Raw genomic sequence first — 9216 nt, forward strand, 5'->3', positions numbered from 1 at the left:
ACCTAAAAAAATTAATAGGTATAAAGTCAGAAGGAACCTTTTCCACGGGTTACTTGAGAGGAATGGGGAAAACCCATTGCTGATATTGAGAGTCGCGATTTTCGGTAATGGCTGTCAACTTATCCCGGAGCTTTTCAGTAATCGGTCGGTCGCTAGGCGTCGTATAGTTTTCGATTCGCTTCACTGGGGTGATCTTGGCTGCTGTTCCACTCAAGAAAACCTCATCCGCAATAAACAATTCTGACTTATCGACTGGACGCTCAATGACAGTGATGCCCAAGTCACGGGCAAGTTGCAAGACGCTATCACGGGTAATGCCTTCCAAAATATCTTGTTCAAAGCCTGGGGTGATAATTTTGCCATGCCGGACAATAAAAATATTCATGCCGGAGGCTTCGCTCACCTTGCCCTGGGCATTCATCAAAATCGCCTCATCAAACCCCGATTCAACGGCTTCTGTTTTAGCCAATGACGAAGTGATATAAGCCCCACTGATCTTGCCTCGCAACGGTAAGCTGCGGTCTTCCTGACGGCACCAAGAACTAAGGCGGCAGCTCACCCCTTCAGGCGAGAGATAATCGCCCAGTTCGATGCCGTAAACGAAAAAGTTTTTTTCGATGTTATGGAGTCGGGGCGCAATTCCTAGGTCGGAGGTATAGACAAAGGGGCGGATATAAAAGGAGGTCTGTGGGTGGTTCTTCTGCACAAATTCCTTGATTACTTGCTCGATTTTATCTGCGGGTAAATCGAAGTGAAGTAAACGAGCACTTTGACTAAGGCGGTGGCAATGTCGATCCAGCCGAAAGAGCAGAATTTGATTGGGATTTTGTGGATCGGGAATGCCACGCAGTCCACCAAAAGCACCCGTGCCATAGTGAAGCGCATGGGTGGCAATGGAGATATTCGCCTCTTTGAAGGGAACGAACTGGTGCTCAAAGTAGGCAGTTGGCAAGAAGTTATGCATAACCCAGATCAATGCTCGAATAATTTAGTGGGGACCTATTCCATTCTTCCCTTTGGTTCGGGAATTCGGAACTGCCACCGTCCTAATTGAGACTAGCATCGATAGTTAACGTGCGTGAAAGAGCCTCGGCAATTGTGCTTCAAAACTCAGGTTCCTTATCAGACCGAATGAGGAACAGTCACAGGAAGGGGCAAGGCATTCACCTCAGCCGCATCAAGGATGGCAGCTTCTCGGAGCTGCTCACGCAAATCAGGCATCACCGCCAATGCTCTCGTCCAAGCCGGAATTTGCGAGTTTCTGGGATCGGTGACGTACGCTTCGCCTCCCTCTAGGATGATCTTCTCGAAGGTCTCAATCGTGACTTCTTCTTGATGGCGATCAAAGTGGAGGTTGTTAAAGCTAGCATCAATAAAATATTGATGGGCAAAATCTTGAGCAGAGCGGCGAAATTTGACCTGTAGCGCATGGATATGATCTTTGGTTAGGACCACCTGTTCCGTTTCTGTAAGGGTACGAAGGACAGACCCCAAAATATCGCGACACATTTTTTGCAAACCTGACTGATCCGACGTGCCAATTTGCTGATGTTTATGCTCGAATATGCCCAAGTCAATTTGGGAAATGCGGCGGTGGGCCAGATTCCGATAAACCTCAGACAACAGACCAATTTCTAAACCCCAATTGCCGGGGATGCGGGTTTGTAAGGCCAGATCATGGGTGAGAGCAAACTCGCCAGACAGGGGATAGCGAAACGCATGGAGGTATCGGAGATAATCTCTATCACCCAGTAACGCCGTTAATGATGTGAGCAGCGGAGCAACAAAGAGACGGGTGACACGGCCATATAAGCTGCGAGGATAGTGGCCTAAGCGGGCATAGTAGGCCTTATTAAAGGAAATGCCGAATTCCTTCTCTAGGAGGGGATAGAGAAGCTTCAGAGGGTAGGAGCGGTCGTAGGTGGTAATGTCGGCATCGTGCAGTGCGATCGCATGGGCTTCCAAAGAGGCAACTCCTAAGCCCAGCCATACTGCTCGACCTTTACCTTTGTATTTCAGTAAATCTAAGCCTTTTTCTTTCAGGTTCTCTAAGACCTGGCTAATCGCAGGGCCATTTTCCCAAACGACGTAAGTCTTTTGCGGCAGAATGCTAAAGAAGCGAACCGCCTGGGCATATTGCTGCAGACTATCAGCGTAGAGACAGATAACCACCGTTTGGACAAATGCACAGTCCTTAAGGTGATCGCAAATCTGACCTAAAGCGGGTCGTTCCAATTCTGAGTAAAGGGCGGGAATCAGGACAGCCGTGGGGTTCGTCTGGGTCAGTTCAGTGAGTCGAGTCTCCAAAAACTCCAAATCACAGTCAAAATCGTGAATGGTCGTGATTAAGTCTTGCTTATAGTCCATGCAATGACCTGAGTCCTTGGGCGGTAAATGCTTATAAACACATTGTTAAATTTTTTGCTGGATGTCAATGTCAGTTTTGCTACAAAACGCCAAACAATCCTCTCTCCGATATTGCAGATGTTGCTCATCACCAGAGACTCTCCAGATGATCTAGGAACAATCAGTACCCCAATCATAGCCGACGTTAAAAACTGATTAATGCGATACAATTATCCACTCTAATTTAGATCAGGCTAACTCCATCATTCCCAGCCGTAACCACAACTGTCCTCACTTGGGATGCGTATGATTGATCCAGCTCAACAGCATCAAGCCTTCACGATTAAAGTCAAAACGCTGCTCGAAAGGATTTATGGCCCAGACCAACTGGAATCCCTGTTGGCCAAGCTCTTTGAATTGTTACAGCCTCATTTTGCAGATTCTATTTCTGAGAATTTGTACAAATGGAGCCAAAACAACATTCTCTTAATCACCTATGGAGATACCATACGCCCGCTGAATGCTACCCCGCCCTTAGTCACCTTAAACCATTTCCTGACGACGCATCTCCAAGATGTCGTGACCGGAGTGCATATCCTGCCCTTTTGTCCCTTCAGCTCGGACGATGGTTTTTCGGTCATTGACTATAGAGCGGTGAATGACGAGTTAGGGACCTGGGAAGATATTCAACACATTGCTCAATCCTTTGAACTGATGGCTGATTTGGTACTGAACCATGTCTCCAGCCAAAGTCAATGGTTTCAGAATTATCTTCAAGGTGCTAAACCGGGGCATGGCTATTTTGTCGAAGTTGATCCCACCACGGATATCTCCAGTGTTGTTCGTCCCCGCAGTTCCCCTTTACTCGTAGAAGTGGAGACATCCTTAGGCCCCAAGCATGTTTGGGCCACCTTTAGTGAAGATCAAATTGATCTCAATTTTGCTAATCCAGAGGTGTTTCTAGAATTTGTCAAAATTCTGCTGTTTTATGTCCAGATGGGTGCCAAGTATATTCGTTTAGATGCCATTGGTTACCTATGGAAACGATTAGGGACGCCCTGCATCCACTTGCCTGAAACCCATGCGATGGTCCGCCTCTTCCGAGAAATCCTGGAAATGGTCGATCCGTCAGTGGCGCTCATTACCGAGACCAATGTGCCGAATCGCGAGAATCTCAGTTACTTTGGCAATCGCAACGAAGCCCACTTAATCTACAACTTTAGTTTGCCACCGCTGATTTTGAACGCCTTACTGCAAGGCAAGGCTGAACATTTACAAACCTGGATGATGAGTATGCCCCCAGCTCCCTTAGGGTGCGCTTACTTCAACTTCACGGCCTCCCACGATGGCATCGGTTTACGTCCCACAGAGGGACTGTTAACTGATACAGAATATCAAACCTTGCTCCAATGTATGGAGGACTTTGGTGGCACTATCAGTATGCGCACCAATGCTGAAGGGATTGATTCACCCTATGAAATCAATATTTCCTTCTTTGACGCCCTGCAAGGGACGGCCAAAGGCAAAGATCAGTGGCAAATTGAGCGCTTTATCTGCTCACAAACGATCATGATGTCCTTGGAAGGGATTCCAGCCTTTTATATCCACAGCCTGCTGGCCACCCATAATGACTGGGAGAACGTTCATCGCACGGGACGTAAACGGTCGATTAATCGCCATCAATGGCCTCTAGTAGAGCTAGAGCAGCAGTTAAAGGACGAAACGTCCCCCCATGCTGTTGTTCTGAAAGAGCTGACCCGGCTAATTAAAATTCGCCGCCAGCAAGATGCCTTTCATCCCAACGCCACCCAATACACCCTACATTTGCCCAATAAGGCGCTCTTTGCGTTTTGGCGGCAAAGCATGGCCCGGGATCAAAGCATTTTCTCGATCCATAACTTGAGCGATCGCAAGCAGAAACTAAGACTTTCTGACCTTAACTTGGTGACCATCGATCCATGGTATGACCTGATTAGCGGGTCTTGTATCCGTGGCATTTACGACACCGTAATCTTGCAACCTTACCAATCCCTATGGATTACCAATAAATTTGAGGGCATCGAAGTCGAGGGGCAAGCCTGCAGCCTAGGAGTCGAAGGAGACAATGACTAATCCAGCCTCTTATTTAGTCTTTACGGACTTAGATGGCACCCTCTTAAATCATGATGATTATCGATATGATGCCGCCTTACCGATGCTAGCGTGGCTAAAAGCACATCAGATCCCCGTTATTGCTGTCACCAGTAAAACGCGAGTCGAGGTGGAAGAACTCCTGCAAGCGCTATCGTTTGAAGAACCTTTTGTCGTCGAAAATGGCAGCGGCGTATTTATCCCTGCTAACGATCAGCGATTTGATCTCACCCAAACAGAGGTCTCTCAGCAGGTATGGAATCAGCATCAGCGTCTCTGTTTAGGTTGCACCTATAATCAAGCCAGAATAGGATTGCAAACCCTATCCCAACGGCTGAGTCAACCACTACAGGGCTTTGGAGATATGAGTGTAGATGAGCTGATGGCTTTAACAGGACTCAACTCAGAAGATGCCCTCAAAGCCCAAACTCGCGAGTTTACAGAGCCCTTTGTCAATCCTGGCTTAGCAGCTTCAGCATTGGCACAGCAGGTGGCTGAGATGGGATTCCAGATCTTAGTGGGCGATCGATTTTGCCATTTAATCGGATTGGGGGCGGGCAAGGGTAAAGCCGTCAACCTGCTGGTTCAGTGCTACCAGACTCTTCAGCCCCCCATTAAGACCGTGGGACTCGGCAATAGCCCCAATGATTTAGCCATGTTGGAAGTCGTCGATATCCCGATTGTAATTCCAGGTACAAAGGGTCCCCATCCCGGCTTAGCTCACCAAGGCTGGCAGATTGCCCCTGCCCCAGGCGCTCAGGGTTGGGCGATGGCGATGTCACAGGTGCGCGATCAGTATTGGTCGTCGGTATAGGGCTAAAGGATACTTTTTCTGAGAACCGTTCACAGAGTTCTTATCGTTTCCTCAGATAGGTATCGGGGTTTCCTCAGTCCCCTTAGCGAAGCTAAGGACTGTAAGTTAATCCCTGGCAACCCCTCATGAACGGATGCACCTTGGCCTTGAAATCAAATCTGAACCAGAAACGGTATGGACTCACCTCTCCCTGGTTCTGGGCTGTAATGGCAACGCTAGGAAGCTTAGGTGTCTTGGCGATGACCAATCACTTCCCCACCTTTGACCTACATATATTCACGGTTGAGGGCTTTCAGAACCTAGTGGGCCGAATAGGACCCTGGGGACCGATTGCTTACATCGGGCTGCTGATTATTTCGGTGGTGGCCAGTCAAATTCCCGGTGCACCGCTTGCGATCGCAGCGGGTGCCTTATGGGGACCGTTAACGGCAGGCATCTATACCATCATCGGCGGATTCTTAGGCGCATTACTCGCTTATGGCTTGGGCAAGTATTTAGGACAATCCTTCTTCGAAACCTTCACAGGTAAAAAGATCACTCTTTCACCTGATTTAGCCACGAACCTGATGGGTTGGTTTATCTTTATCAGTCGCTTACTGCCGGTCCTATCCTTCGATTTAGTCAGCTATGGCGCTGGCATGGCAGGATTATCCTTTCCTATTTATGCCGTTGCCACACTCGTGGGCATGATTCCATCCACCCTACTTTTGACCTACATGGGCGGCATCGCGAATCCATCTCAGATGTTTGGACTAGCTAGTTTACTCTTAGTTGGTATCGCTCTTCTTCCTATCGTTCTATTGCGCACCACTGGCGATCGCCTCAAGTCCTTGATCCAGATCGAAGCAGTGTAACCGCCTCACCCAATAGCCTTATCCACATCAGACCAACGGTTTGCGAGGCTTTTTACGACTACTCTGCCACGTTGCGATTAATAGACAGATGAGACCCACATTGATACAAATATCCGCAATATTAAACACTGGGAATAACTGCCACCGAAGCTGAATCGAACCCCCTGTAAACATAAACTTGGGGAAGTACAGCCAAGGTAGCTGTAAGAAATCAACCACATACGCCAAAAGAATGCGATCGAGGCCATTCCCCGCCGCCCCTCCCAAAAGGAAACCATATCCAGCTTGTTCCCATCGGGTTAAGCGGGGTCCCCAAATCCCTAGACTCAGCAGAGCAATACAAACCAAGGCAGATAGCCAAGGCAACCAGAGACAATCCTCACACAAACCAAAGGCCGCCCCACGATTTTGGACATAGGTTAAGTTCAGCACTCGGCTGATAAAGGGACGGGTTTCTGCGAGTTCAAAATTTCGTAGGACCCAAAACTTGGTGAGCTGATCGGCTCCTAAACCTAACAGGGCGGATACCCAAAACAGCCGTTTCTTCCAGCGCATAGTTTAATAGAACAGGATTAATCTCAGAACAAACGCCATTAGCGTAGCAGCAAAGACCACCATCAACTGCCCTGGTAATGGCAAAATGGAATACTGCCAGATGGATGCGCCCCAACTCAAAGATGACAGTTGAAGAAGCGATAACCCTGTTAGATACAGGACTCCCACAACATGAATGGCGAGCAACCCACATAGACAACTGAGCAAGAGAATCTCTAGGCGACGCGGCTTGCGAAAGGCCAAGTAGCCACAGATCCAGGCACCTGGCAAAAAACCCAGTAAATATCCAAACGTCGGCTCTTGCACGTAGCTTAATCCACCCCCTTGGGAAAAAACTTGCACTCCGCTCAATCCCAAGACCAGATAGGCAATTTGAGAGAGCGCCCCGGCATTTTTACCTCCTAAACAGCTCACTAACAACACAGCACCGACCTGTAAGGTTGTGCCCAGTGAATAGAGATCGAGTTGATTCCAGTCAATTGGCCAGTCCGAAGGGAAAGGAACTGCAACCTCGATAAAAACACCATTGATCGTTAATAAGAGTCCGATGATCGCCCATAGAAATTCATCAAAAGTGGTCAGCACAGGGGTGGGAAAAGTGAGGTGACGAAGGTTAAAAAGTTGATGCTACGTTCAATCCGTTAAAAATAGATTGGCCTAACTCATAGCAGCTTGAGAGAGTTCGCTAAACCTTGATTAACTCATATTAGCTCGTGCATACCAACCCAGTTAGCGAGTCTCCTCACGGGCTGCAAGCCCAAATTTTTGACTCAGACAAAATCTCAAATCCGGGTTGGTCCGGTCAACGTGTCAAGTATAGTAAAGAAGGGAACAAATAGTACGGTTCAAAATAAATACCCTCAAACTTATCGCAGGGTATAGAACGAAATTCCTATTCATTGAGCATCAATTTCAAGCCAATCTAATCGCGAATGGATGAAAAGCTTACCAGTGATAGGATATAGAAGATACTAAGACTCGTCTTATGAGCTAGAGACATCTACTCTGTAGGGCCAAAAGTATTACTTGGAGGGCGAGGTCTGATAGTATTTTGTATTAAGTTTGATAATTAAAGTTAAGGTGGCACCGATAACAGAGGAGGAGATAGCTTAACAATGCAAACTTATGGAAATCCAAACGTTGAATATAAGTGGTGGGCGGGCAACTCGCGCTACACAGACTATAGCGCTCAATTTCTAGCAGCCCACATCGGCCAAATTGCCTCTATGTGCTTTTTTGCTGGTTCTTTTACATTATTTGAATTATCCCGATACAACCCTGATATTCCTTTATACGCTCAAAACTTTGTTTGTTTACCCCAATTAGCCCGTGAAGGCTTTGGAATTGGTGAAGGTGGCGTCCTTCTAGACACTTACCCTGCTTTTGCAGTGGGCATGATCCACTTAGTTGCCGCAGCAATTTTTGGCTCTGGCGCTTTGTTTCATATTTTGACAGGTCCTAAGAGCTTTGCTGATAGCGACTCAGACGCAGGCCGACGGTTTCATTTCGAGTGGGATGATTTTGAAACTCAAGGTCGAATCCTTGGCCACCATCTCATTTTCCTCGGTTTAGCCACATTCTTATTTGCTGGCTGGGCAATGACTCATGGTGTTTACGACCCCAACGCCGGACAAGTTAGAGCCATTTCTCCAACTCTTAACGTTGTTAGATTCTTCAAGTATGGTTGGGCAACACCTGGCTTCAACCCTTATTTCGTCGACAATCTCGAAGATGTGATTGGCGGACACTTATTTGTGGGTTCACTTTATACATTTGGTGGAATTTTCCACATTCTTGTTAAGCCTTGGCCCTACACAGATCGAATCTACGTTAAAAACGCAGAAGCCTTGCTCGCCTATGCCTTAGGTGGACTTGCATTTGCTGGCTTTAATGCTGCTTACTTCTGTTCCGTTAATGACGTTGTTTTCCCTGTTGAGTTTTTTGGCCCTGTCTTACAACCTAACTTAGGATTCCTTCCCAACTTCGCGGATACTTTAGATGTCGCAGCAAGTGGCCATACAACTCGGTTCTGGATTTCTAACATCCACTACTTCTGGGCCTTCTATTGCCTACAAGGTCATCTGTTCCACTGTTTGCGTGCTTCAGGTTTTGACTTCCGTGTTCTTCAACGGTTCTTCACACCCGACCCAATCGAGATCGATGCTGAAGTGTAGTTCCATCCAGGCTTGGCTCTTTTGAGCCAGCTTGGTTTTAAGGATTCTATTGATCTGTTGGACTAGGTTGATGCCTAAACCAAGTTGACCACTAATGGTTGCGGATCCTCCTAGTCCAGGTTCTTAAACAGTTAATATCCGTATCTCAGCCTCATCATTTTGGTCTTTCCATGATGTTTCTGGCTTGAGTCTTTCAAGAAATTTTTGTCGTCATAAACAATTATTTTTCAGTTAACACAAGAGAAAAGAGGACAACAGTTGTGACAGCATCTGTACGAGGAAGAGGCGGCAAGGGAGCCGCCCAGACAGACTTACCCACATCCGTATTAAGCAACTTTGAGAA

At 47.3% G+C, this 9216-nt stretch carries 8 protein-coding genes; 4 read left to right on the forward strand and 4 right to left on the reverse strand.

All coding sequences use genetic code 11. From position 1 onward, the window contains the following. Positions 1-49 precede the first annotated feature (49 nt). Positions 50-964 (reverse strand): branched-chain amino acid transaminase, encoded by a 915-nt coding sequence (locus Q0986_RS07930; protein WP_299407535.1) that lies wholly within the window; start codon positions 962-964, stop codon positions 50-52. Positions 965-1122: 158 nt separating this feature from the next. Beyond that, positions 1123-2367, reverse strand: a complete 1245-nt coding sequence (locus Q0986_RS07935) for a glucosyl-3-phosphoglycerate synthase (RefSeq protein ID WP_299407538.1) — start codon at positions 2365-2367, stop codon at positions 1123-1125. Between the two features lie 285 nt (positions 2368-2652). Here Q0986_RS07935 and Q0986_RS07940 point away from each other — a divergent pair, with 285 nt between their 5' ends. The 3 genes from Q0986_RS07940 (at position 2653) to Q0986_RS07950 (ending at position 6144) form a co-directional block, all read left to right on the forward strand. After that, positions 2653-4458: a sugar phosphorylase gene (locus tag Q0986_RS07940; RefSeq protein ID WP_299407540.1), complete on the forward strand. Its 1806-nt coding sequence runs from the start codon at positions 2653-2655 to the stop codon at positions 4456-4458. Then, entirely contained in the window at positions 4451-5290 is an 840-nt protein-coding gene (locus Q0986_RS07945; RefSeq protein ID WP_299407542.1) for a mannosyl-3-phosphoglycerate phosphatase, read from the forward strand. The genes Q0986_RS07940 and Q0986_RS07945 overlap by 8 nt, the downstream gene beginning before the upstream one ends. 125 nt (positions 5291-5415) lie before the next feature. Further along, a complete protein-coding gene (locus Q0986_RS07950) occupies positions 5416-6144 on the forward strand; it encodes a TVP38/TMEM64 family protein (protein ID WP_299407544.1) in 729 nt (242 codons plus the stop codon). A 27-nt stretch (positions 6145-6171) separates the two neighbouring features. Here Q0986_RS07950 and lspA read toward each other — a convergent pair whose 3' ends face one another. Then, entirely contained in the window at positions 6172-6699 is a 528-nt protein-coding gene (lspA, locus tag Q0986_RS07955; protein WP_299407547.1) for a signal peptidase II, read from the reverse strand. A gap of 3 nt (positions 6700-6702) precedes the next feature. Next, positions 6703-7284 carry a biotin transporter BioY gene (locus Q0986_RS07960; protein WP_299407549.1) on the reverse strand — a complete coding sequence of 194 codons (582 nt, stop codon included), beginning with the start codon at positions 7282-7284 and terminating at the stop codon, positions 6703-6705. A 530-nt stretch (positions 7285-7814) separates the two neighbouring features. On the opposite strand from Q0986_RS07960, the gene Q0986_RS07965 reads away from it, so the two are divergent. Next, positions 7815-8873, forward strand: coding sequence for a chlorophyll a/b binding light-harvesting protein (locus Q0986_RS07965; protein ID WP_299407551.1), 1059 nt, complete (start codon positions 7815-7817; stop codon positions 8871-8873). Positions 8874-9216 lie beyond the last annotated feature (343 nt).

Origin of the sequence: Acaryochloris sp. IP29b_bin.148 (assembly GCF_028285565.1) — a bacterium.
Taxonomy (GTDB): Bacteria; Cyanobacteriota; Cyanobacteriia; order Thermosynechococcales; family Thermosynechococcaceae; genus Acaryochloris.

Coding starts and splice junctions, on each gene's coding strand:
- Q0986_RS07930 (WP_299407535.1), bottom strand. CDS start 964: ATGCATAACTTCTTGCCAACTGCCTACTTTGAGCACCAGTTCGTTCCC.
- Q0986_RS07935 (WP_299407538.1), bottom strand. CDS start 2,367: ATGGACTATAAGCAAGACTTAATCACGACCATTCACGATTTTGACTGT.
- Q0986_RS07940 (WP_299407540.1), top strand. CDS start 2,653: ATGATTGATCCAGCTCAACAGCATCAAGCCTTCACGATTAAAGTCAAA.
- Q0986_RS07945 (WP_299407542.1), top strand. CDS start 4,451: ATGACTAATCCAGCCTCTTATTTAGTCTTTACGGACTTAGATGGCACC.
- Q0986_RS07950 (WP_299407544.1), top strand. CDS start 5,416: ATGAACGGATGCACCTTGGCCTTGAAATCAAATCTGAACCAGAAACGG.
- lspA (WP_299407547.1), bottom strand. CDS start 6,699: ATGCGCTGGAAGAAACGGCTGTTTTGGGTATCCGCCCTGTTAGGTTTA.
- Q0986_RS07965 (WP_299407551.1), top strand. CDS start 7,815: ATGCAAACTTATGGAAATCCAAACGTTGAATATAAGTGGTGGGCGGGC.